The 23,838-nt window shown below is 58.1% G+C and carries 15 protein-coding genes; 7 read left to right on the top strand and 8 right to left on the bottom strand.

Features of this window, described 5'->3' with window-relative positions; all coding sequences use genetic code 11:
• The first annotated feature begins 128 nt into the window (after window positions 1-128).
• The 7 genes from U2W12_RS07920 to pbpC all read left to right on the top strand — a co-directional run bounded on the left by U2W12_RS07920 (window position 129) and on the right by pbpC (window position 14,695).
• The gene (locus U2W12_RS07920) at window positions 129-1,121 is read left to right on the top strand and encodes a hypothetical protein (RefSeq protein ID WP_326500132.1); all 993 of its coding nucleotides are present in this window, start codon (window positions 129-131) and stop codon (window positions 1,119-1,121) included.
• Window positions 1,118-1,534: a hypothetical protein gene (locus tag U2W12_RS07925; protein ID WP_326500133.1), complete on the top strand. Its 417-nt coding sequence runs from the start codon at window positions 1,118-1,120 to the stop codon at window positions 1,532-1,534. The genes U2W12_RS07920 and U2W12_RS07925 overlap by 4 nt, the downstream gene beginning before the upstream one ends.
• Window positions 1,535-1,762: 228 nt before the next feature.
• Window positions 1,763-3,331 carry a DHA2 family efflux MFS transporter permease subunit gene (locus tag U2W12_RS07930; RefSeq protein WP_326500134.1) on the top strand — a complete coding sequence of 523 codons (1,569 nt, stop codon included), beginning with the start codon at window positions 1,763-1,765 and terminating at the stop codon, window positions 3,329-3,331.
• Window positions 3,328-4,770: an efflux transporter outer membrane subunit gene (locus U2W12_RS07935; RefSeq protein ID WP_326500135.1), complete on the top strand. Its 1,443-nt coding sequence runs from the start codon at window positions 3,328-3,330 to the stop codon at window positions 4,768-4,770. The genes U2W12_RS07930 and U2W12_RS07935 overlap by 4 nt, the downstream gene beginning before the upstream one ends.
• Before the next feature lie 7 nt (window positions 4,771-4,777).
• Window positions 4,778-5,941, top strand: a complete 1,164-nt coding sequence (locus U2W12_RS07940; RefSeq protein ID WP_326500136.1) for an efflux RND transporter periplasmic adaptor subunit — start codon at window positions 4,778-4,780, stop codon at window positions 5,939-5,941.
• 176 nt (window positions 5,942-6,117) lie between these two features.
• Window positions 6,118-12,048: an alpha-2-macroglobulin gene (locus U2W12_RS07945; RefSeq protein ID WP_326500137.1), complete on the top strand. Its 5,931-nt coding sequence runs from the start codon at window positions 6,118-6,120 to the stop codon at window positions 12,046-12,048.
• A 292-nt stretch (window positions 12,049-12,340) separates the two neighbouring features.
• On the top strand, window positions 12,341-14,695 hold the full coding sequence (gene pbpC / locus U2W12_RS07950; RefSeq protein WP_326500138.1) for a penicillin-binding protein 1C: 2,355 nt from the start codon (window positions 12,341-12,343) through the stop codon (window positions 14,693-14,695).
• A gap of 14 nt (window positions 14,696-14,709) precedes the next feature.
• On the opposite strand, the gene waaC is transcribed toward pbpC, so the two are convergent.
• The 8 genes from waaC to U2W12_RS07990 all read right to left on the bottom strand — a co-directional run bounded on the left by waaC (window position 14,710) and on the right by U2W12_RS07990 (window position 23,835).
• Window positions 14,710-15,705: a lipopolysaccharide heptosyltransferase I gene (gene waaC, locus U2W12_RS07955; protein ID WP_326500139.1), complete on the bottom strand. Its 996-nt coding sequence runs from the start codon at window positions 15,703-15,705 to the stop codon at window positions 14,710-14,712.
• Between the two features lie 7 nt (window positions 15,706-15,712).
• On the bottom strand, window positions 15,713-16,759 hold the full coding sequence (waaF, locus tag U2W12_RS07960) for a lipopolysaccharide heptosyltransferase II (protein WP_326500140.1): 1,047 nt from the start codon (window positions 16,757-16,759) through the stop codon (window positions 15,713-15,715).
• 2 nt (window positions 16,760-16,761) lie between these two features.
• Window positions 16,762-17,688, bottom strand: a complete 927-nt coding sequence (locus tag U2W12_RS07965) for a branched-chain amino acid transaminase (protein ID WP_326500141.1) — start codon at window positions 17,686-17,688, stop codon at window positions 16,762-16,764.
• A gap of 233 nt (window positions 17,689-17,921) precedes the next feature.
• A complete protein-coding gene (locus tag U2W12_RS07970; RefSeq protein WP_326500142.1) occupies window positions 17,922-19,475 on the bottom strand; it encodes a fused MFS/spermidine synthase in 1,554 nt (517 codons plus the stop codon).
• An 18-nt stretch (window positions 19,476-19,493) separates the two neighbouring features.
• Window positions 19,494-20,375, bottom strand: coding sequence for an FAD:protein FMN transferase (locus U2W12_RS07975; RefSeq protein WP_326500166.1), 882 nt, complete (start codon window positions 20,373-20,375; stop codon window positions 19,494-19,496).
• A 190-nt stretch (window positions 20,376-20,565) separates the two neighbouring features.
• Entirely contained in the window at window positions 20,566-23,100 is a 2,535-nt protein-coding gene (locus U2W12_RS07980; RefSeq protein WP_326500143.1) for a DUF3570 domain-containing protein, read from the bottom strand.
• On the bottom strand, window positions 23,087-23,314 hold the full coding sequence (locus tag U2W12_RS07985) for a DUF4266 domain-containing protein (RefSeq protein WP_326500144.1): 228 nt from the start codon (window positions 23,312-23,314) through the stop codon (window positions 23,087-23,089). Before U2W12_RS07985 ends, U2W12_RS07980 begins: the two co-directional genes overlap by 14 nt.
• On the bottom strand, window positions 23,311-23,835 hold the full coding sequence (locus tag U2W12_RS07990; RefSeq protein WP_326500145.1) for a TlpA disulfide reductase family protein: 525 nt from the start codon (window positions 23,833-23,835) through the stop codon (window positions 23,311-23,313). The genes U2W12_RS07985 and U2W12_RS07990 overlap by 4 nt, the downstream gene beginning before the upstream one ends.
• Window positions 23,836-23,838 lie beyond the last annotated feature (3 nt).

Raw genomic sequence — 23,838 nt, forward strand, 5'->3', positions numbered from 1 at the left:
CCTTCCTGATCTTTTCCAGATCGAAAGCAGGCTGGATTCCGCAAGTGTCACTGTTGGCGGCGTATCTTGGCGCTGTGCAAGGCGCCGCCCGCCGCAGCATTCGAAACCATCAATTGGAGGTGCTTTTCATGATTCCCAATAAATTAATGGCGCGGAGATATACAAAGATGCCGCCTGGCGCGCATTGGCGGTTTGATATTGGCTATGTCGTCAGGCGAAGCCATTACCCACGAGCACGAGCGGTTGCGGGCAAGCCGGTTACCGTTACCGCCGAACGAATGCTTGCCTGGCTATGGCTGCCGTTGGCGGCAATGTTGGTGGGCTGCCAGACCGCAGCGACCGTCAAACTGCCGCCATCGGCGCTGACCTCAATGCAGTCGGTGCTGGTCGTACCGATGGAAGCGCCGCCGCTGGAAGTTTATCCCGATTTGCTCGAAACCCGGATGCCGAATGTTGCGCATGATTACAATATGGCGTTGCCCGTTACCGCAGAGGACGCGGTTTACCGGAATCCGGGCGGCATCTTGATCGCCGGCAAGGTCGGTCACGGCGACAGCGTCGAAACCGCCGATTTGTCCCGGAACAGCGATGCGTCCAATCAAGCCGCCCATTGGTCGCCGACGCGCGAATTGTCCACGGCGGCAAAAGCGCAACTGGATGCCGCGCAAATCAAGGCCGAATTGAACAAGCAAGCCGCACGGCTGCCGATCGCAACCGAGGAACGTAACGCCAACGTCGGGCATTGGCGCGATGCGGTTGCCCGATGGTATGGACAGAACTCCGCGGCGCCAATTGACCGGACGGAAGCCGCCGACGCGGTGTTGGAAGTCGGCATCGGCCAATACCGTATTTTTGAAGGCCAAACCTCACTGCAAGTCTTGATCAAGCTGATCGACGCGCACACTGGGCAAGTGCTCGCCAAGACCAGCAAAAAAATGTTATCGACCGGAGATTCGGTGCCCGGACTGCTCTATCCCGAAGGCGAACGTTTCAAATCGTTGATTCGTAATAACGGCGCGCGACTGGTGGCGGAAGCGATTCAAGACATCGGTCTAACGCCGATGCGCTTGTCGAAACTATCCGAGCCTCGGCTGGAAACAAATGCGTGGAGGTGGCCATGACCGTTTCGGCAAAACAGAAGATCGGTTTCGGAGCCGCCATGCTAGGCGTCTTCTATCTGCTGTCCGATGTGTTGCTGGATCTGTTTTTTGAGTTCCTGCATCTGTGTTTCGAAGCGGTCGAATTCACCGTCGATGTGATCATCGAACATCTGTTTGGTACAGACCGTCACGCTACGCAAGTAGTCACCTTTTACATATTGCTGTTGTTCGCGGCTTACGTCTTGTACAAAATGAGCCGCAAGCTGCCGGCCTGGTACGGCACGCTCAAAACCGAGTTAGCCGACATCCACCATCACATCACCGAGGCGGCGGTGAACTACTGGAACACCGCATCGACAGTAAATCTGATGATAGGGTGGTCGGTTTTTATGGTCTCCGTGAGTATAATGCTGATGTGGAGCCTATTGGCCTGATAGACATTCCATTTGCCTCCTAGTCAAGAACGATTTCAACTACCAAGAGGAAGATTCAATATGACCCTAAAAGCCATCGAATGAACGTATAAATCCGTTTATAATAGTAGCGATTCGCTATTATTATAAACCATTACAGGAGTTTACCTTTGAATTTTGATCGAAAAATGGTTCGCCGCACGACAGCACACCTCGTAATCGTCCCCTTCGCAAGGAAATCATCAGAGCATGAGTTTCATTTATAACAAACGACTGCGCGGTTGGCGCTTTGTGCTGTTCAATCTGTGCCTGGGTCTCGGCCATGCGGTTGTACTGTTCAATGCCGGCGCCTATATCGCGATGCTGCCGCGCGTGGCCGGAGGGCTCTCGATCCCGGCCAGTTTCGCGACCTGGACGCAAACCGACTACATGATCAGCCTGGCACTCGGTTTTCCGACCGGCGCCTGGCTTGCGCGGCAGCAAGGCGAATACCGTCCTTTCGTCTGGGCCTTTACGGTCTTTGCGCTGGCTTCGGCGGCGTGCGCCTATTGCACCTCGCTGTACGGTTTTCTGGCGGCGCGGATCGTCCTCGGCTTTGCCGGCGGCGTGACTTTGCCTTTGGGCCAGACGATGATCCTGAAAGAATATCCCGACCGGCGGAAGTCGATCGGCATCGGCGTCTGGAGTCTGTTCACGCTGACCCCGTTCACATTCGGCCCACCGATCGGCGGCTGGATCGCCGACAATCTCGGCTGGCGCTGGCTGTTTCTGTTCAACATTCCTGTCGCGCTCGCGATCGGCGGCATCGTCGGCGCGCTGCTGTCCCGGCGCGGCGCAAAAACCGTTTTTAGCCATTTCGACTGGATCGGCTTCAGTCTGCTGACACTCGCGCTGGGCAGCTTTCAAACCCTGCTGAATCAAGGCAACGATTGGGACTGGACGAATTCCGGCTATCTTCAAGGGGTGGCATTCACCTGCCTCGCGGCCTTTCTTTACTGGACCGTCTGGGAGCTCGGCATCCGCCGGCCATTCCTGGACATCGGTCTGTTTGCGCACCGTAATTTCACGATCGGAGTGTTGATGCTCTCGATCGGTTTTCTGTTCTTTCAAGGTCTGTTGTCGCTATTGATCATACAATTACAATTGGCGATGGGCTATTCGTCATTCCTGGCGGGACTGGTGTTTCTGCCGATGGCGATTTTCGCAAAACCGGTCGCGAGCATTTTTCATGAAATCGTTAAACGCTGCGACGCCCGGCCGCTCGCTTCCTTCAATCTGCTCGGCTTTGCCGGAGTTTATTTTTGGTTGAGCCGTTTCGACGATCCGTCGTCCTTTGCAGAGTTATTCTGGCCAAAATTGATCGAGGGCATCTGTCTCGGCAGTTTCTTTGCGCCGCTGACCGTGCTGATGCTGCACGGCCTGCCTCCGGCGAGACAGGCGCGCGCGGTCGAAATCGCAGGGCTGATGCGGATTGCGGCCGGCGCGGTCGGCATCTCATTGCAAGCCACCGTTTTGTACCGGCGCGCCCCTTTCCACATGACGCGCTTGGCCGAAACGGTGACGCCGTTCGATCCGGGTTTCGATCAGGCGACGGCTACTCTGACCGGCGCGGGCGTTCCCGAAACGGCCGCTATCGTGCCATTTGCGAAAATCGCCAAACAGCAGGCGGCGATTCACGGCGTCAACGATGCTTTCTGGATCGCCGGCTGCGTGTTTACCGCGATGGCGCTGCTGGTCTGGTTCGCGAAGCCGACCCGGGAACCGCAACGCTTCTCCTGGCGCCGGCGCGCGCTGGAACTGCTCGCGAGGGAAGTATGAACGGTTTTCGCTGTCGTCTTGCCGCGAGCCTGGGTGCGCTGATTTTAAGCTCATCTTGCGCCTGGCTTCCCGAGCCCGGCTCGCGTGCTACGATGACCGGCATGCCGCGCATCGACCAGACCCTCGCAGCGGCGCAACGGTCGTTGCCGGTAAGAGCCAACTGGCCCACCGTGAACTGGTGGCTTAGCTTCGCCGCGCCGCCGTTGAATCGCCTTATCGAAACCGCGCTGAAGGGAAGCCCCACCCTCAAAATGGTCGAAGCGCGGCTGCATCAGGCGCAAACCCTGGTCGATGCGGAGGCCGCCGACCAGTATCCGACCGTCAGCGCGAATATCGGATTCAGCGCCCAGCGCTTTTCAGCCAACAGCGTGCAAGCCAAGTTGGCGGGCGAGCATTTCCGGCAATTGCTGATCAATCCGTTCGTGCTGCGTTATCACCTGGACTTGTGGGGCCGCGACCGGGCGGCGCTGGAAGCGGCGATCGGCAAGGCGCAGGCCGCCGAGATCGAAGTGGCCGATGCCCGCCTGCTGCTGTCGGCCGCGGTCGCCGGCACCTATTTCGATCTGGCCGCGGCGCAGGCTCGCCTCACCGCCGCCGAAAAGATCACCGCCGACCGAGAAGAATGGCTCAAATGGGCAGAAACGCGTTTGACCACGGGTCTCGCCTCCAACGCGCCGCTGCTGAAAGCCCGCATCGATTTGCACGATGCCAAACAGCTGGAAGCGGCGGTACGCGCTGAGATTGCTCTGCATAAAAACCGTCTTGCGGCCCTGGCCGGCAAAGGCCCCGATTGGGGACGGCAGATCGCGGCCGAGCACCTCCGACTGCCGAGCCTGTTGCCGCTACCCGCCGATCTGCCGCTGCGTCTGTTGTCTCACCGTCCCGACGTACAGGCCGCGCGCCTGCGCGCCGAAGCCGCGGCGAAGTTGATCGAGGTCGCGAAAACCGCGTTCTATCCGGATGTGAATCTGTTGTCCTTCGCGGGACTGCATAGTGTCAGCATGACCGACGTGCTGCTGCAAGGGTCGAGTCTCGCTTATGCGGTCGGCCCGTCGATCGACTTTCCGATTTTCGAAGGCGGACGCCTGCGCGCCGATCTTCAGTATCAGGAAACCGCCTATGACGAAGCGGTCGAGCGCTACAACGCGCAGGTGCTGCACGCGGTGCAGGAAGTCGCCGATGTGCTGGCAAACTGGCAAAAAATCGGCCGACAGGTCGACGAACAGCAACAGACGCTCGCCGCGGCGGAAGCGGCCCGGCAGCTCGCGGAGGCCGAATACCGCGCCGGCCTGAACGACCGCCGCGGCCTGATCGAAGCGAATGCGGCCGCATCCGCCCAGCACCTAAGGCTTGCCGCGCTGGAAGGCGACTATTGCAAAACCGCCGCGCAACTCGCCCGCGCCCTGGGTGGCGGCTATCTGAACAAAACGGCAGAGTAAGGACCCGATGCATAAAACGATTAGACCCAAGGAAATAATCCGCCTGCGCCAGCGCCGCCTGGCCGCGGTGACTCTGACCCTGCTGCTGACCGGCACCGCCACATTGGGCTACTGGTGGTATACGACCAAGGACTGGGCCGCGACCGACGACGCCTTCGTGACCGGCCATCAGATCACGCTGAAAGCGCAAACCGAAGGCACGATCGTCGAAATCCTGGCCGAAAACACGCAACAAGTACGCCATGGCCAGGTGTTGGTGCGCCTCGATGGCGTCCGCGCGCAACTGGGCCTCGAACAGGCGCAGGCCGAACTCGGCGAAACGGTGCGCCATATCGAAAAGCTGACCGCCGGCATCGAAACCTTGCGGCGGCGCATCGAGTCCCGGCAAGCCGCCTTGAGTCAGGTCAGCCACGACCTGCAACGCTACCTGAGCGCCTACCGTGACGGCGCGGCCTCCGAACAGCAGGTGCAAAACGCCAAGGATAAAATCCGCGAACTGGACGCCGCGATCAAGGAAGCCGAAGCCGAAAAAAGCGGCATCGAGGCCGAGGTGCAAGGCGTCGGCATCGACCGGCATCCGTCGGTGGAAAAAGCCAAGAGCAAACTGCGCCAGGCGTTCCTGGAATACCGGAGAAGTAATATCGCCGCCCCTGCCTCTGGTTTCGTCGCGAAACGCCGCGCGCAGATCGGCGACATGGTCAAGCCCGGCACGCCGTTACTGACCATCGTACCGCTCGACGATCTTTGGATCGAGGCGAATTTTCTCGAAAACCAGATCGCCGACATTCGCCCCGGACAGTCCGCCGAAATCAGAATCGATGCCTATGGCGATCAGATCGTTTACCACGGTCGCGTGCAGGGCATCAATCCCGGCACCGGCAGTTCGTTCGCGCTGCTGCCGACCGACAACGCCACCGGCAACTTTATTCACATCGCCGAACGAGTGCCGGTACGGATCGGCCTTAATCCGCAAGAATTGCGCAAAAACCCGCTGCAACCGGGGCTATCGACCTTGACCCGGATCAAGATCAGCGAAGCGGGCGATGCGTTGTTGGCCTCGCATATCGACATCGCGGGCGAAGCCTATCGAACCGGCATTTACAAGCATGAGCTGGATGATGCGGAACAATTGATCCAAAAAATTGTTGCATCAAATCGGTTTGACGAATGAGGCCAATCATGCACTTCAACTCCTAGCTCTCCCCTCGCGCCGACGAAAGGGCGCAAAATGAAAAATTTCGGGGACCCGAAAAAAGTCGGCAGCGCCTATCTGTTGCATCTATTATGAATGCCGTACAATCTCAGTTGCTTTTTAGTTGCGGTCCCACGTTCCAGGAGAATTGATCGATGGCCAGATTGTTTGGGGTGTTGTCCTTGCTATGGCGCTTCTTTTTACTGGGCTGGCACACGCTGTTCGGCGTCTGGCATTGGGACAAGCCGGCATGGGTCGAAAGATTAAGCGGCTGGTTTACACCGCGCCTTCGCTATCTCAAAGATCATCTTTGGCAAAGCATTTTGGCGCTGGTCTTGGCTACGGCCGCCGGCGGCGCGAGTTGGTACGGCTATCATTGGTGGGAGACACGGCCGAAACCGGCCCGGATCGATTTTTCGGTCGCCGCGCCGGAGCGGATGAAGATAGAAGAGAAGAACGCCAAACCGAATCCGTTGGTGATTGCGTTCTCGGGTTCGGTCGCGCCATTGAAGCTGGCCGGCAAGTCGATCAACGAAGGCATCTCGATCAAACCCGCGGTGGCTGGCAAATGGCGCTGGCTGGACGACCGGCGGCTGGAATTGCAGCCCGACAAGGACTGGCCGGTCGGGCAAAAATTTGCAGTTAGCTTCGAAAAAAATCTGGTCGCGGAGCAGATTCGGCTCGCGCGCGATGAATTCGAGTTCGCTGCGCCGGCCTTCATCGCCACGCTCGACAAGTCCGAATTTTACCAGGACCCGCTCGATCCGGCGTTGAAGAAAGCCATTTTCCAGGTCCGCTTCAGCCATCCGGTCGATGCCGCCGCGCTCGAAAAAGCGGTCGAGATGACGTTGATCAGTACACAAGAGCCCGACGTCAAACCCGAACCTATCCCCTTCACGGTCAGCTACGACAAACTGGGCCTGACCGCGTTCATCCACAGTCGCTCGCTGGCGATTCCCAGACATCCGCAGCAGGTTCGGTTTTTGTTGAAGGCGGGAATCAAGGCCAAAGGCTCGAATGCGGAAACCATGTCCGAGTTGCATAGCGAGACGCGCGTGCCGGGCTTGTACGACGAACAATTGATCGAAAACATGCAGCTGGCGACCGCGCCGAACCTGCAGTCCGGCCAACAGGAACAGATCTTGATCGTGACGACCTCGGTGCCGATTCATGAGCAGGAAATGGCCAAGGCGGTTCAGGCCTGGCTGCTGCCCGAATATGACCCTAAGACCCCGGAAAAAGAGCTCGGCGAACCGACGGCCTGGTATCCGGAGCTGGTTAGCGCGGAGGTCTTGAAAAAATCCGAACGTATCGATCTGCATCCGATCCCGGCCGAAAACGAATACGGCGCGACGCATGCATTCCGCCTCGAAGCAGACGTCGGCCGCTATGTTTACGTCAAGGTCGCGAAGGAGTTGCGCTCGTTCGGCGGCTACCAACTGCCCAAAGCGGTGCATCAGGCGCTAGCAGTCCCCGAATTTCCGAAGGAACTGCACGTGATGGGCGAAGGCTCGCTGTTGACCTTGAGCGGCGAAAAGAAGATCGCGGTCATGACGCGCGATGTGCCGGGCTTGAAAGTCGAACTGGGCCGGCTGCTGCCGGATCAACTGCAGCATCTGATCACGCAGACCTCCGGCGATTTCGCCCATCCCGAATTCCACGGCGATGTCGGCCCGGACAATCTGACCGAGCGTTTCGAACTGAAGCTGCCGTTGACCGAAGTCGCCCAGGGCAAGCCGCATTACCAACCGATCGATTTGAAACCTTATCTAGTCAATGCGGATGGCCAGCCGAAACGCGGCATCTTCCTGCTGACCGCGAAGGGTTACGATCCTGACCAAGAGGATAAAACGAAGGGATCGGAGCAAGCGGACAACTCCGAGGACAGCGAAGAAGAGACAGACGACTCCAGCCAGCCGGAAGAGAAACGCCTGGTATTGGTGACCGACCTTGGCATGATCGTGAAGACCGAACGCGACGGCTCGCAGGTCGTGTTCGTGCAATCGATCGAAAGCGGCGAGCCGCAGGAAGGCGTCGAGGTCTCGGTGCTCGGCAAGAACGGCCTGACGTTGATGAAGGGCCGGACCGACGCCGACGGCAAGGTCCGCTTCGCGAAACTGGCAGGCCTCGAGCGCGAGCGTGAACCGGTCCTGTATCTGGCTTCCGATCAGGGCGACATGAGCTTTCTGCCGCTCGGCCGCGGCGACCGCGACCTGAATTTTTCGCGCTTCGACATCGGCGGCGCGGCGAATGCGGCCGACGCCGGCGAACTCAGCGCCTATTTGTTTTCGGACCGCGGCATCTACCGGCCAGGCGACGCCTTCCATATCGGCATGATCGTGAAGGCGGAAAAATGGGATACGCCGTTGGCCGGCTTGCCGCTGGAAGCCGAAGTGCTCGACCCGCGCGGCCTGGTGGTCAAAAAAGCCAAGCTGAACCTCGGCCAGGGCGGCTTCAACGAACTCGCGCACGAGACGCTCGAAAGCTCGCCGACCGGCATCTATACGGTCAATCTGTATACGATCAAGAACGCCAAGACAGACAAACAACTCGGCTCGGTATCGGTCAAGGCCGAGGAATTCCTGCCCGACCGGATGAAGGCGTCGATCAGTTTCTCGAAGCCGGCCGCGGAAGGCTGGCTGCATCCGCAGGATTTGCAGGCAACAGTGAACGTGCAGAATCTGTATGGCGCGCCGGCGGAAGGCCGGACCGTCGAAGCCGGCCTGACATTGAGTCCGCGGCTCCCGGAATTCCCTCGCTACAAGGATTACCGCTTTCACGATCCGCATTTTGCCGAACAAGGCTATGATCAGGACCTGAATCCGGCCCAGACCGACCAGAACGGCGATGCGATCTTCAACCTCGGCCTCGAAAAATACGCGAAGGCGACCTACAAGCTGCATCTATTGGCGCGCGCATTCGAGGCGAAAGGCGGACGCAGCGTCGCGGCCGAGGCTGACATCCTGGTCTCCGACCTGCCCTATCTGATCGGCTACAAGACCGACGGCGAACTCGCTTATGTCGCCCGCGACGCGAAGCGCAACGTCGAACTGATCGCGATCGATCCGAGTCTGCAAAAGACCGCTGTCGACAATCTGACGCTCGAACTGATCGAGCGCAAGGCATTGTCGGTATTGATACGCCAGCAGGACGGCACCTACCGTTACGAGTCGCGTATCAAGGAAATCGGCCTGAACAAGATCCCGCTGACCCTGCCGAAGGAGGGCCATGCGCTGACGCTCGACAGCAAGACGCCGGGTGATTACGTCTACCAGGTGCGTAATGCCGAAGGCGTAGTGCTGACCAAGATCGCCTACAGCGTCGCGGGGGTCGGCAACGTGTCCAGAACCCTGGACCGCAATGCGGAACTGCAACTGACGCTCGACAAGCCCAGCTACGAGCCCGGCGAAACGATCAAGATCAATATCCGCGCGCCGTATACCGGCTCGGGCCTGATCACCATCGAACGCGACAAGGTCTATGCGAGCGCCTGGTTCCACGCCGACGCGCAGTCGAGCGTGCAGACGATTACCGTGCCGAAAGAGCTGACCGGCAATGGCTATGTGTCGGTGCAATTCATCCGCGATCCGGGTTCCGACGAGATTTTCATGAGTCCCTTGTCCTTCGGCGTCGCGCCGTTCAAGGTCAGCCTGAGCGCGCAGACGCAGCCGTTGACGATCACCACGCCGGAAAAGATCAAGCCCGGCGAGACCCTGCCGATCAAACTGACCAGCGGCGGCCCGGCACGGGTCGTCGTGTTCGCGGTCGATGAAGGCATCCTGCAGGTTGCGCGCTACAAGGCGCCCGATCCGCTCGGCCATTTTTTCCGCAAGCGCATGCTCGAAGTCGACACCGCGCAGATCCTCGACCTGATACTGCCTGAATTCACCAAAATGCTGCACGTCTCCGCACCGGGCGGCGACGGCGAGGAAGACGAAGCCGCCTCCTACCTGAACCCGTTCAAACGCAAACGCGATAAACCGGCCGTGTATTGGTCCGGTATCGTCGACATCGACGGCGACAAGGAATTCACTTATGAGGTACCCGAGACCTTCAACGGCGCGTTGAAGATTTTCGCGGTCGCGGTCAGCGATCTGAAAATCGCCAGCATCATCGGCCAAACCAAGGTGCGCGGCGACCTGATCATCACCCCGAACGTGCCGTCGATGGTCGCGCCGGGCGACGAGTTCATGGTCAGCACCGGCATCGCGAATCACGTCGAGGGCAGTGGCGCGAAAGCGGAGGTCAAAGTCACGATCACCCTGCCCCCGCAATTGCAGGTCAAGGGCGACGCCGAACAGACCCTCGCGATCGCTGAAGGCCATGAAGGCGCCGCGACCTTCACCTTGCAAGCCGAGGCGGGCAACAAGGCGGTTTTGGGCGATGCGGAATTGCGCTTTACCGCAGCCAGCGGCGGCAAGTCGGCCAAATTGAGCAGCCATCTGAGCCTGCGTCCGGCCGTGCCGAAAATGGCGAACTTGCGGCTCGGCACCTTCAAAGGCAAACAGGAAGTCAAAGACCTGCGCCAGATGTACCCCGAATACCGCCGGGTCAGCGCCGGGCTGTCGGTGCTGCCATTGGTCGCGATGCCTGGGCTAATCGCTTATCTGGACAACTTCAGCCATTACTGCACCGAACAATTGACCAGCATGGCAATGCCCAGCATCGTGCTGCACAAACACCCCGAGTTTGCCGAGAAACCGGAGCTCGGAAGTAGCGGCATGGATTTATTACAGCTGTTTTCGGTACTGCGCACGCGGCAAAACAGCGAAGGCGGCTTCGGCCTGTGGACCGCATCGCCCGAGGCGCATGAATTCGCCTCGGTCTATGCGATCCACATGCTACTGGAAGCCTCCGCGAACGGCTTCCCGGTCCCTGCCGACATGCTGCAACATGGCTTGAGTTATCTGCAAACCCTGTCGGCCAGTTCGTCGGAAAATCTGTATGTTCTGCGCACGCGCGCCTATGCCGCCTATTTGCTGACCCGTCAAGGTACTGTCACGACCGCCGCGTTGACCGGGATTCGGGAGGCGCTGCGCGCGAATTATAAGGAGGAGAATTGGCAAAACGACTTGGTCGCGGTCTATCTCGCGGCCAGCTACAAGCTATTGCAGCAGCCGGCCGTCGCCGATGAGCTGATCAAGGCCCCCGCCGAAAAACTGGGTAAATTCGCGGGTGAATTCACCTTCAACGATTATTACGATCCGCTGATTCATCAAGGGCAGACGCTCTATGTGCTGGCAAAGCACTTCCCTGACCGGCTCAAAAAAATGCCGACCTCGCTGTTCGAGGCGATCGGCAAGCAGATGCGGGAAAACCGCTACAACACGCTGTCCTCTGCTTATCTGCTGCTCGCATTCGACGCCTATCTGGACATACTGCCACCCGAGATCGCGCAGAAACTGTCGATTACCGCGATAGACGGCGCAGGCCAGCGCCAAACCCTGACGCTGCCGCAAAACTTCGCCCCGCGCGCGCCGTTCCCGCTCGGTACGACCGCGCTCGAATTCGCCGGCGACGGCAGTCTTCCGCTGTACTATGCGGTTTCCGAGTCGGGCTTCGACTTGCAACCGTCCGGCACCGAGGTGCGCGACGGCCTCGAAATCATTCGGAGCTACCTAGACGACAACGGCAAGCCGCTCGACAAGATCCCGTTGGGCGCGGAAGTGACGGTATCGATCCGGGCGCGGGCGATCGACCGCGACTACATCCCCAATGTCGCGATCGTCGATCTGCTGCCCGGCGGTTTTGAAGCGGTGCTGCAAAATCCAGCCGCGAAGGATCAGGCGGAGCCCGAAGAAAATTCCGCTGAGGATAGCGAGAGCGAGGAAAATTTCGCGCGCTGGCAAGACCGGCTGAAAACCGGCGGCAATTGGATGGCGGATTATATGGACGTGCGCGAGGACCGGGTGCTGTTGTACGGCACATTCAACAAGGATATGGCCGAATACCGTTACCGGGCCAAGGCGACAGCGGCCGGTGTATTCAACGTGCCGCCGGTTTATGCAGAGGCGATGTATGTGCCGACCTTAAGGGCGCATTCGGGGGCGAGCACGGTGCATGTTGAGGATAAGGGAAACAAGTGATTTAAGCATATGTTGATTATGATTGCTTACTGCATGCTCAAGTCCCATAAATATTACGGACGGGGTGTATATCCCGTCCGGCACCAGTAGCCCGGATGCAGCGTAGCGCGGATTCCGTGGAAGCGCGGACTTCAATGATCCCGGATTCCACTGCGTTTCATCCGGGCTACACGCTATCCGGGGTGAATAGCGGAATTTAAGCATGACCGATGGCTAAAAGACCTCAGCGGGACTGAGTTTGCAACTCCGCCCCAAGCGTTTGAAGACCGTTCGCCTGCGCAAATCATCATTCATGCTCAAGTCCCTTAAACATTACGCCCAGCGCCAGCAGAAAAGCCTGACAAAGCGCCGATTACTTCGTGGGACCGCTCTCGTCTTGGCGGCCGTTTGTCTTGCCCTTGCCGCGCTCAGACTGTTCCCCAAAAGCACACTCGCAAGCCATTATCCCAAATCGACCGCGATTTATGCCAAGCACGGCGAACTGTTGCGTCTTACGTTGGCAAGCGACGGCCAGTTCCGACTGTGGGCGCCGCTCCAGCAAATCCCCGCACCACTGCGCGCCGCGGCCCTGCTTTACGAAGACCGCTGGTTCTATCGGCATCCCGGCGTCAATCCTTGGGCCTTGGTACGGGCGATCCGGTCGACCCTGACGGGCGTAGGCCGGCAGGGCGGCTCGACGATCACGATGCAGGTCGCCCGCCAACTATACCGAATCGACAGTCGGAGCTACTGGGGAAAACTGAGCCAGATTGCGCTTGCGTTATGGATCGAGCTTCGCTACGGCAAGGATGAGATTCTCGAAGCCTATCTGAATGGGGTTTCCTATGGCGGCAATATCGTCGGCATCGGCGCGGCCAGCCGGATTTATTTTCACAAACCGGCGGCGGAACTGAATTTGATCGAATCGCTGACCCTGGCTGTGATCCCGCAAAATCCGGCGCGCCGCGTCCCGGCGCGTAGCGCATTGCCGGAGGCGCTTCTAGCTGCCAGACAGCGCCTTTGGCAAAGCTGGATCGCGGCATTTCCGGAAGACCGCCGTTATGCGAACGATCTGGACCTGCCCTTGCCCGTTTACGGCCGCAGTGACCTGACCATCGAAGCGCCGCATCTGACCGATTTGTTATTGCAGCGCTGCCCCGGGATCGAAACGATTCAAAGCAGTCTCGATCTGAACGTGCAAAAAAGCCTCGAACGTTCGATCAAGCATTACCTCGCGATCAACCGCGACAAAGGCATACAAAATGCCGCCGCATTGTTGATCGATACGAACGCGATGCAGGTGCGCGCCATGGTCGGTTCGGCCGATTACCGGAACGCCGCTATAGACGGCCAAGTCAACGGCACGCTCGCGAAGCGTTCCCCGGGTTCGACGCTGAAGCCTTTCGTCTATGCCCTGGCGCTCGACCAGGGCCTCTTGCATCCGCGCACGATCCTGGCCGATCTGCCGACAGCCTTCGGGCCATATAGCCCGGAAAATTTCGACGGCCGCTTTATCGGACCGGTCGCGGTGCAGGATGCCCTGATCCGCTCCCGCAATGTACCCGCCGTCAGGGTCTCCGCGAAACTGTCGGGGCCGACCTTGTATGAGTTTTTGCAGCGCGCGGGGCTCGCGGGGTTGCGGAGCGAAACGCATTACGGCCTGTCGTTGGCGCTCGGCGGCGGCGAAGTAACAATGGAAGAACTGACCGAGCTCTATGCGCTGCTGATCAACCAAGGTATGTTGAGAAGACTGGATTATTGCGGCAAGCAAACCGACGCCGTCCCATTGCCGCTGTTGAGCAGCGCCGCAGCCTATATCACGCTCGATATGCTGAAGCATAACCCGCGCCCCGATTCGAAGCGTCCGGACCAGCCCGACACGGCATGGAAAACCGGCACCTCGTGGGGCTTTCGCGACGCCTGGAGCGTCGGCGTCGTCGGCCGTCATGTGCTGGCCGTCTGGGTCGGCAATTTCGACGGCTCGAAGAACCCTGCATTGATCGGCGGCAAGGCGGCCGCGCCGCTGTTCTTTTCTATCATCGACAGCCTGCGCGCGCAACGCCTGTTAAACGGTTTGAACGAGCCGATTCCGGCATTCAAGCCGGCTACGGTCTCACAAATCGAAGTCTGTGCGGCCAGCGGCGATTTGCCGAATAGAGACTGCCCGGTGCGCGCCTTAACCTGGTTCATTCCGGGCAAATCGCCGATCAAGACCAGCACATTGCACCGCGCGGTGTATCTCGACCCGCAAACCGGCGGCGTGGTCTGCCCGAACACCCCGGCAAGCCGGCGCGAAATCGTCGAATTTTGGGACAGCGAGATGCTGCGCCTGTTTGAACAGGCCGGCATGCCGCGCCGCCCTCCCCCGCAGTTGCCCGATTGCTACCGCGATTCGGCGAATCTAGGCGATGCGCCGCGCATCGTCTCGCCCACGAAGGGCGGAACCTACGCGCTGCGCCTCGGCAAACCGTCAACCTTGGCATTGAAAGCAAATACGGCCGCGAGTGCCAGCGTCTACTGGTTCGCGAATCAAAGCTTCATCGCCAAAACGGCCGCCTCGGAAGCCTATTCCTGGCTGCCCAGCCATCCCGGCGATTATCGGATCAGCGCTGTCGATGCGGAAGGACGCTCCGCCTCGACAGAAATCCGGGTCGAATTGGCCCCTTGAAACAGCGCTTGCGGCTATCCGATCAACAGAGCCGCCTGCTCGATGATGATCCGCTCATCGATCTCGCGTATCGAAAAGTCGTTTTTGTTCAATTTGAACGGATTCACCTTTGAAGCGGACTTGACGACCCGATTGATGTGGGTCTGATACACCCGGCTGACCGGCGTCGGGCCGAAGATCGTAAGCGACGGCCTGTTCAACGCCCAGGCCATGTGCGTCGGCCCGGTATCGTTGCCGATCAGCAAATCGGCGCGAGCTATCAGGGCTTTCAGGCTGTTCAAATCGAGTTTGGGCATCGCTTTGATATGCTTGCTCTGCGCCGCCATCCACTCGGCGCGCACTTTTTCCTGCTCGCCGCCCCAAACGGCTAGGCAGTTTTGTTTCAATGCATCGGCAACCCTCACAACTTTTTCGGCGGGGTAGTTCCGGCTTTCCCAGGTCGAACCGGTCACCAGCACGATGTTCTTTCGGTCTTGCCGCAAATAATCGTCAAGGCATGGCGATGCGTCGTGATAAAACAGAAACGGTTTTTTAGCCAGGATTTGCTCGCGGCTGATCGCAAATCCCAACGACTGGGACAGCACCGAAGCATTGCGGTCGATCGTATTCGCATCGTAGGCGCAATGGATTTTTTGATCATAAAACCAGGATGCAGCTTTTTCGCGTATCGACTCGGCATCGAAACCGGCGATTTTTTTGCCGATCAATCGGGCGACGACGGCCGATTTGATCAGTCCTTGCGCATCGATCACCAAGTCATATTGCCGATTTGCAAAAGAGCGGATTTTTTTGAACTCGGCAAGGAAGCGCGACTTGTCGGTTTTTAGCGCTTTCAAACTGATGGTCAGTATCTGATTCAGATCGGGATTGTGCGCCAGGATCCCCGCAAAGCGTTCTTCAACGATCCAGTCGATTTGACACTCAGGGAACTGCTGCTTGATGAATTGCAGCGCCACCATCGCATGCACGATGTCTCCGAGCGCGGAGAGTTTGACGATCGCAATTCGCATTGTGGAGTTACTCGGGCAACAACGCTAAAATTCGCGACGGACTGATGCCGGTCAGACAGCGGGTATGATCCGGATGATCTTCCGGATATAGCGGACAGGTGCGCTTGAAGCAGGGCGCGCAATCGAGATGTAACGAAACGACCTGGGCCTTGGCGTGCAAGGGCGGCGTAAATCCGGGGTCGGACGAGCCGTAGATCGCGACCAGCGGTTTATCGAGCGCGGCCGCCAGATGCATGAGCCCGGAATCGTTGCTGACCACCGCCGTGGCCAGCGACAGCAGATCGACTGCTTGATCAAGTTTCGTGCGTCCTGCAAAATCGACGCATATTCCGCCGGTCTGTTGATTAATTTCCTCGGTAACCGCCCTATCCTTCTCCGAACCGAACAACCAGACCTGCCAGCCATCGGCAATTTTTTTCCGGGCCAGTTCGGCAAAATGCTCGGTCGGCCAGCGTTTGGCCGGGCCATATTCGGCGCCCGGGCACAAGGCCAAAATGTTGCCGCCGGCTTTGATTTGAAATTTTTCAACGACCGCCGCTTGCCGCGCCGGATCGGTCGGAATGCTGGGAATCGGGTAAGCGGGAGGTTGTCCTGCGTTTTTCGGCAAACCTAATGCAACGAAGCGCTGCACGGTCATCGGCAATTGCCGTTTATCGAGATTCCGGGCGTCATTCAGTAGCCCCCAGCGGCATTCGCCGATATATCCGGTGCGGAGCGGAATGTTCGCAAAGAAAGGAACGAGCGCAGATTTCCAGGAATTAGGTAAAACGATCGCCCAGGTATAGGCCTCGCTTCGCAATTGCCTGCCCAGCTTGATACGCTCGGCCAACCCGAATTGACCGTGCGTCAGCGGCATCGCAATCGAGCTTGTCACCTCCGGCATCCTCTCCAGAAGCGGAAAGGTCCAGGCTGGGGCCAGCACGTCGATTCGGCGGGCAGGATCGCCCGCTTTCAGCGCGATAAAAAGGCTCTGCGCCATCACCATGTCGCCGACCCAGGACGGGCCGACGACCAGAACCTTATTCCCGGCGGCCGCTCGTTGCTTGCTGGCCAAGGTTATTTCGCGGCATAGGCCAACCATTCGGCATGGTCGTCCCTACGTCCGTGGACATAATCGAAATACAACGCTTGCAGTTTCTCGGTGATCGGGCCGCGGCCGCCGTTGCCGATCTTGCGGCCGTCATATTCGCGGATCGGCGTGACTTCGGCAGCGGAACCGGTAAAGAATGCTTCGTCGGCGATATACACTTCATCGCGTGTGATGCGTTTAACGATTACTTCGAGCCCCTGCTCGGCGGCGATCGTCATGATCGTGTCGCGGGTGATGCCTTCCAGCGCCGAAGTCGTTTCCGGCGTATAGAGTTTGCCGTTACGAACCACGAACAGGTTCTCGCCGCTGCCTTCGGCGCAGAAACCTTCGTGATCGAGAAGCAAGGCTTCGTCATAGCCGGTCGAGATGGCTTCCTGCAAGGCCAGCAGCGAATTGATATAGTTGCCGTTCGCCTTTGCCTTACACATCGTGCTGTTCACATGATTGCGCGTATAGGACGAAGTTCTGATCCGGATGCCTTTTTCCATGTTGTCCGCGCCCAGATAAGCGCCCCAGGTCCAGGCAGCAACCATCACATGTACTTTCAGATTGTCGGCGCGCAGGCCCATGCCTTCGGAGCCGTAGAAACACATTGTACGGATGTAAGCGCTGTCGAGATTGTTCTTTACTATCGCGTCGCGTTGCGCCTCGTTAATTTCGTCCTTGCTGAACGGCATCGGCATGTTCATGATGTGCGCGGAACGGAACAGGCGGTCGGTATGCTCCTTCATTTTGAAGATGGCAGTGCCTTTTTCGGCGTGATAGGCGCGCAGGCCTTCAAACACGCCGCCGCCGTAATGCAGCGTGTGGGTCAGGACGTGAGTTTTCGCATCGCGCCAGTCAACCCATTTTCCATCCAGCCAGATATAGCCGTCTCTATCGTCCATCGTCATTTCCGATACTCCAAAATGTGCTTAGTGATTGTTTATTCGTAAAATTCGGCCGTCGGGTCCGGCATGGCGACAACCGCCGCCAATTTGCTGGAACATACGCTGCCGGCATTTTGATTTGCGCAGCCCTGTACTCAGCAACCCGGTATAAAGATGGAATTGTACTATAAACTCGGCCACGACCATACCGGGATTCGGTAAAAGGTTGATGCGGCGCGTCTTTTGGCGGAATTGAATCAACGCACCAGTAAATCTCCTCCGAACCAATCGACCAGCACGCTGCGGTAGTGCTCGGATTTTTTGACTTGCAGGTATTCGAGGGGATTCAGATTGTCGGTCAGCAGCACGCCGCGCGTTTTATCGACCTGAAATACCCGTTGCTTGAGCCAGTCGATCTGGTCGGCGAACAGCGATTTGGCTTCGAGGTCGATAGGCTGGGATGCCGCCAGAAAGATGAAATCATTGAAATCCTTGCCCGGCTCCGAGATGAACAAGGACTGATGCGGGAATACCTGATCGACTGTTTTGGCGACCGAAGGCAGCGCCCGGTTATCCTGCCCTTCCGCAAAACTGACAAAATTGACCGCCAGGATGCCCCGTTCGGACAACAGTCCCTTCAACTGCCGCAAGGTCTCGACCGTCAACAGGTGCGAGGGTTCCGAACCGCCGGTAAAACAGTCATGGATGATCAGATCGTAGGGACCTTGGAGATGGCGGATTTCATAGCGTGCATCGCCGATGATGTTTTTTCCGGCCGGATTGAAATCGAAATAACGGCTTGCCGCCGCCGCGACCGCAGGATCGATCTCCAACGTATCGGTATCGATACCGTAGCGATCACGCAATACTTCGACCATTTTGCCGGCCCCGAGCCCCACGATCAACGCACGCTTCATGCCCGGCCTGAGCGCCGGAATCAAGCCGACGATATCCTGATAGCTGAGCCGGTTGCCGCCGTCGCTGATGCCGGCCGCGCCGATCATCGACGCATCGGAAGTCAGCATGCGCAAATTCCGCGCCGGCTGGTCGATCACTCGCACCCAGCCATATAAACTCTCTTCTTCGGATAACACTTTGAATTTATCGCCGGGATGCGGCAAATGCCCCGCATCGACGATTTTGGGCAACAGGCCGAGGCCTATGATCAATAGGGACACGCTGCAAATAATCGCCGAATTCATCGCCAGGCGCTTCTGCTCGAATACCGCGATCAACACCGACAGCAGCAACAGAAACACACCGGCGCCGATGAAGATTTCGCGCGCCCCCAGCAACGGAAACAGATAGAAGCCGAGAAACAGCGTCCCGGCGACGCTGCCGAGGGTGCTGACCGCATAGATAGATCCCGCGCTCGAGCCCACGCCGTCCAGACGCGGCGTCGCGAGTTTGATCGCGAACGGCCCCACCATGCCCAGCATCGTCAAACTCGGCAAAAACAACACCAAGGCGCTCACCAGCGCGCCGAGGCGAAGTCCCAACGGATCGGTCGCCAACAGCACCGGCCGGGCCAGCCCTGGTATCAGCAAGGTCAGCACCGCAGCCAACGCAATGATCAGCGACAAGCCGGCGCGCTTCGCCCGGTCGGCCCAGCGCCCGCCGATAAAATAACCGATCGCCAGCGCCATCATCGTGACCGAAATCAGCGACGACCAAACATACAGGCTCGCTCCGTAAAACGGCGCGATCATCCGGGTGCCTAAAAGCTCGATTACCATCACCGAAGCGCCTGTCAGGAACACGGTCAGATACAGGCCGGTGCGTTCGAGTGCGTTAAAAACGTTGTTTGCCATTTCAGATTCCTAAAGCTTTTAAAAGCGAGCCTCGGCATTCAGCAAGGTTCCGCCCGTCTCGCCGTTCACATCGACCCAAAGATGCGGCAGTGCGAGCGACTCTAACCAGGACGGTCCTTCTTCCTCTTTCAGCATCGCAATGGTCGACGCGCTGCCGGCCACCACGCAGAAATCGGCGATCACGCTGACCGAGGCCAGACGGTTGACCGGCCAGCCGGTTCGCGGATTCAAAATATGCCCATAGCGCACATTGCCGATCGTCAGACAGCGTTCATAATCGCCGCTGCTGGCTATCGCGCCCTGAGCCAACTCGACCGTGTCCAACAATGCGCTTTTTTGCCGCGGATCGCGAATGCCGATCCGCCAGGGGCTGTCGTCAGCGCGCGGGCCAATCAATTTGATGTCGCCGCCCAGATTGATCATGCCGTGCCGGATGCCGGCCGACCAGCACAGGCCGGCGGCGCGGTCGGCCGCGTATTCCTTCACCACGCCGCCGAAATCGATCTCGATGCCGGGCAGCGGAAACTCGAGAACCGGGGGCCTCCAGACGACTTTATCCCAACCGACCTTGGCGAGCAGTTCGTCGATCATGCCTTGATCCGGCAGGGCTGCGCTGTCAAAGCGCCAGGCGCGCCGCAGAATTCCCGAGGTAATATCGAAGAGCCCGCCGCTCTGCTCGTGGCAGGTTGAGGCATAATTCAACAGGCTAGCAGTTTCATCGTCCACCGTGATGCGGCCGCCCGCCGCCGCGACACGATTGATTTCGGATAGAAAACTGTCGCCGCGATAGCGCGAATAGCGCGCTTCCAGACGCGCAATATCGGCAATCGTGGCCTCGGCGGCGTACCTTGCGGCCGCACCGGACTCTGCGAAAAACTGCATCTCGCAAGGCGTGCCCATCGCCTTGAAAGCCTGCCGGTAAAACTCAAGGGGTTTCAGAGCGTAGTCATCCTCATTGTTGATGCGCGGCAAAGATTAGCGACTGATAAAGAGGCATCCATATCATGTAAAAAGCCTAATGTCAGGCGGCTAAGGCAGACGGCCCCACCCCAGTTTCCAATAAAAGCGGTATTTTCAACTAAATCCTTAGCTAAAACGCATAATGCCAAGTCGCCGACAACGACCCGTCGCGGTTCAGTTGATAGCCGTTGTAATCGGTGCTGACAGGCTGCAGCCATTCCACGCCCAGCGTATTGCCGGCCAGGTCGCCGCCCGGCACCGTCGCATTGAGGCCGAAACCGACATCCCAGAACCGTCCGCCGTAATTCATCGGATAATCCATCGGGCCCAATTTATTGATATATTGATTATACTGCCCCTGAATCGCGCCCTGGATCGTATAGACGCCGCGCACGGTCGCGGACAGCCAGTTAGTCAGGCCGTAACCGCCCCATGCCGTCGTTTGAAAGATGTCACCGAGCGCATAGCCGGTCTCTCCGCTACCCTCAAGGCGCTTGGTTCCACTCAACTGCGCTCCCCACGACCAGCTGTCGTAATTGCCGGTATAAGTCAGGCTCGGCTTGAAATCCAGCGTGCCGCTGCCAAGCTGCATGCCGTAATGAATCAGGCCGCCAGGCTCCTGATGATTGCGGCGAAGTTGAATATCGACGGATCCGAATGGAATGCTCAGGCCCAAGCCCATGTGCAGATGATGATAGCCGGCATCGAGCACTTTGAACAACGCATAAACCCCCATATCGCTGATGCCGCCGGTTTCGTCACCGTTTTCAACGTGATGCGCGATATGCACGCCGCCATTATTCGGCACGGTGACGTCGGGGGGCGCGCCTGTCAGCCGGCGCATATCCATGCTCATGTCCATGAATTGCGGCATTACCATGAGGTTCAGCCAGTCGGTCGGCGCATACATGATGTCGAGCATATGCATGTGCATCTGCATATTGCTGGGCGTGATCCAGCATGGATTTGGACCGCAGCCGCCGGCAACGATGGCGGGATCGCTGGCCGAATTCGAACCGAGCAGCATATCGCCGCTTTGACCGCTGTACATGTAACGGTAGCCGACCATGAAGCCGCCCTTACCGATCATGTGATCGAACATCACGCCGGCCGGCGCCGGGGCGCCGTGCTGATGGTGATGATGCGCATGGCTACCGTGATCGCCGCTTGCCGCCAATGCCTCCAGATTGACCTTGATCGCACCGTTAACGCTCCAATAATCAAAATTTGCGTAGCTTCCTTCGCCGCCCCCGCCCAGTTTCAACGCACCTTGATGCGTGTAATACTCGAACCCCGTATCGAGGCTTATGCCTTTGGCGAACTGCTTACTGATCGTGATTCCGCCGCTCAGCGCGCCATAGCCGGAAAGCCGTTGATCGCTGGAAAAATTAGTCGGCAACACATTGCGGTTAAATCGCCCCCTGTTAAAGGCCTGATTTGAAACCAGATAAGGTGTGTAGAAATCGGCCGCGTCCTGCGAGTAATACCGGATTCTGGGCGTGACCGTCCAGCCGTAACCGAGCGGCTGTGCCCAGTCGGACTCGAAAGTATGGGCATTGATGCCCCAGTCATCGAGATAATAACGGTAATTGAAATGCAGAGCCGCATCCAGCGTATCGATATGCTGTACATAGCTCAAATTGCCATTGAACTGATTGCGCACATTCGGGCGCTGTTCAAGCAAGGCGCGTACCTGTCCAACATACGCCGCGCCCTCGGGCGGAGGTATGTTATCGTTGATAAATGCGACTTCGACGACCTTGTAAGGGTTCTCCATATAGCCGTTGCTGTTGGTATAGCCAAGCCCGGCTTCGATCAGCGCGTTCTTGTTCAGCACCTGTGTCAGGCCAAAATGCGCGCCCCAATCCTTACGATTACCATGAATTATTTTGCCTCCCGCTGCCGTCCGTGTAATCTGGTTGTCAAAGGCGCCGGTATCGATATACGGCTGAGCATCGTGATCCATTGTGGCTTTGGTGTCGCTCGACGTATAACTCAAGCCGCCGCTCAATGTGGTCAGTTTCTGATTGAAATCGAGCCGTCCTCCCAGATTAACGAAACTAGATTCGTAATCGCGCTCCTGGGATATGCCTCCGCCCACATCCAGCGCCGCTTCGTCCCATTCGTGACCCAGCTTGAAGCTGCCCTGTTTGCGAGTTTCGGGAGAAGCTCCAGATAGGGTTTGTACCAGTTGCCTGTTAGGACCGCCAATTACGGTTCCGAAACCATCGGTTTGCAATGGGTTGAGCTTCTTATCAAAATATAATTCGCCCGTAATGATGGGGGTTGCCCCGGTCACACCGTTGGGCGAATTTATCGTACTGTTGCCGCGAAAGTCGAGTGGCGCGGTCGCAACCGGCGTCGCGCCCGACCAGGTGTCCTGTGTGTAATTGAAAGTAAACTTGGTCCGATCCGTAACTTTAATATTGCCGCTGCCTTGCAGGGTATCGACCGTGATAGGTCGAAACGCACTTTCGACACCGTAGAGTTGTCGTTTTTCCTCCTGATAATGACCGTACTGAACGCCGAATTCGTCGTCCGCGGCTTGCGCGGTTGGCAGTACCAATCCAGGAAGAGCCAATGCGGCGGCAGTCAGTGCATTTAATGGACACGAAAGTGACTTTGCCGCATCCGAGAAGTTTTGAGTGGATTTAGTAACAGCCACATCCGCCTCCCTCGGATGAGCTGATGCCGGAGGCGGCTTCCCGACTGCCGTAAATGTGGCTGCGGAATGAACCCTGCATAGGATAAGGTTCCAGAGCCATATGCTGCTTGGCGAGATTTCCCCTCTGCCACGGCGCTACCTGCGCGCATCCTTCGACGCCAAGGCTCAAAAAAAAAGCTATCGTCATAAATGCCAACCGTCCCAATTTCATCATTTCACGTCCGCCGCGGGCGATTTCTCGGCCAACAGCTTCTCCACCATCTCACGCAGCTCTTTGCCTTCATCCTGACGAAAACCCAAATGCACATGGCGAATAACGCCATCGCGGCCGATCAGATAAGACGACGGCATGGCCTTCACATCGAACTGTCTGGCGCATTGTTCGCCCTTATCCGCCGCTATCGTGAAATTGGCTGGATATTGCGATAAAAAGGCTTTGGCATCCTCGGCGTTTTCATCCAGATTGACGCCAATCATCGTAACGCCTTGCTCGCCGAGTTCATGATGCAACTGATTCATGAATGGAAACGATTTAGCGCAAGGCCCGCACCATGACGCCCAAAAATCGAGATACACCACCTTGCCTTTAAACTCGCCAAGATCAATGGCGCGCCCGCCATCGATCGAGTTTAATTCGCACTTAGGAAGGACATCGCCCGCATTCGCGGCCAATATCTGCCTGCATGGGGCAAGCATTATTGCCGTATAAAGTATGGCTGCCGTTTTTCGATTCATTGT

Source organism: Methylomicrobium sp. Wu6, assembly GCF_035916875.1.
Lineage (GTDB): Bacteria > Pseudomonadota > Gammaproteobacteria > Methylococcales > Methylomonadaceae > Methylomicrobium.

Excerpts from the sequence above, each read along its gene's own strand:
- U2W12_RS07920 (WP_326500132.1), top strand. The coding sequence starts at position 129 with ATGATTCCCAATAAATTAATGGCGCGGAGATATACAAAGATGCCGCCT.
- U2W12_RS07925 (WP_326500133.1), top strand. The coding sequence starts at position 1,118 with ATGACCGTTTCGGCAAAACAGAAGATCGGTTTCGGAGCCGCCATGCTA.
- U2W12_RS07930 (WP_326500134.1), top strand. The coding sequence starts at position 1,763 with ATGAGTTTCATTTATAACAAACGACTGCGCGGTTGGCGCTTTGTGCTG.
- U2W12_RS07935 (WP_326500135.1), top strand. The coding sequence starts at position 3,328 with ATGAACGGTTTTCGCTGTCGTCTTGCCGCGAGCCTGGGTGCGCTGATT.
- U2W12_RS07940 (WP_326500136.1), top strand. The coding sequence starts at position 4,778 with ATGCATAAAACGATTAGACCCAAGGAAATAATCCGCCTGCGCCAGCGC.
- U2W12_RS07945 (WP_326500137.1), top strand. The coding sequence starts at position 6,118 with ATGGCCAGATTGTTTGGGGTGTTGTCCTTGCTATGGCGCTTCTTTTTA.
- pbpC (WP_326500138.1), top strand. The coding sequence starts at position 12,341 with ATGCTCAAGTCCCTTAAACATTACGCCCAGCGCCAGCAGAAAAGCCTG.
- waaC (WP_326500139.1), bottom strand. The coding sequence starts at position 15,705 with ATGCGAATTGCGATCGTCAAACTCTCCGCGCTCGGAGACATCGTGCAT.
- U2W12_RS07965 (WP_326500141.1), bottom strand. The coding sequence starts at position 17,688 with ATGACGATGGACGATAGAGACGGCTATATCTGGCTGGATGGAAAATGG.
- U2W12_RS07970 (WP_326500142.1), bottom strand. The coding sequence starts at position 19,475 with ATGGCAAACAACGTTTTTAACGCACTCGAACGCACCGGCCTGTATCTG.
- U2W12_RS07975 (WP_326500166.1), bottom strand. The coding sequence starts at position 20,375 with ATGGGCACGCCTTGCGAGATGCAGTTTTTCGCAGAGTCCGGTGCGGCC.
- U2W12_RS07985 (WP_326500144.1), bottom strand. The coding sequence starts at position 23,314 with ATGATGAAATTGGGACGGTTGGCATTTATGACGATAGCTTTTTTTTTG.
- U2W12_RS07990 (WP_326500145.1), bottom strand. The coding sequence starts at position 23,835 with ATGAATCGAAAAACGGCAGCCATACTTTATACGGCAATAATGCTTGCC.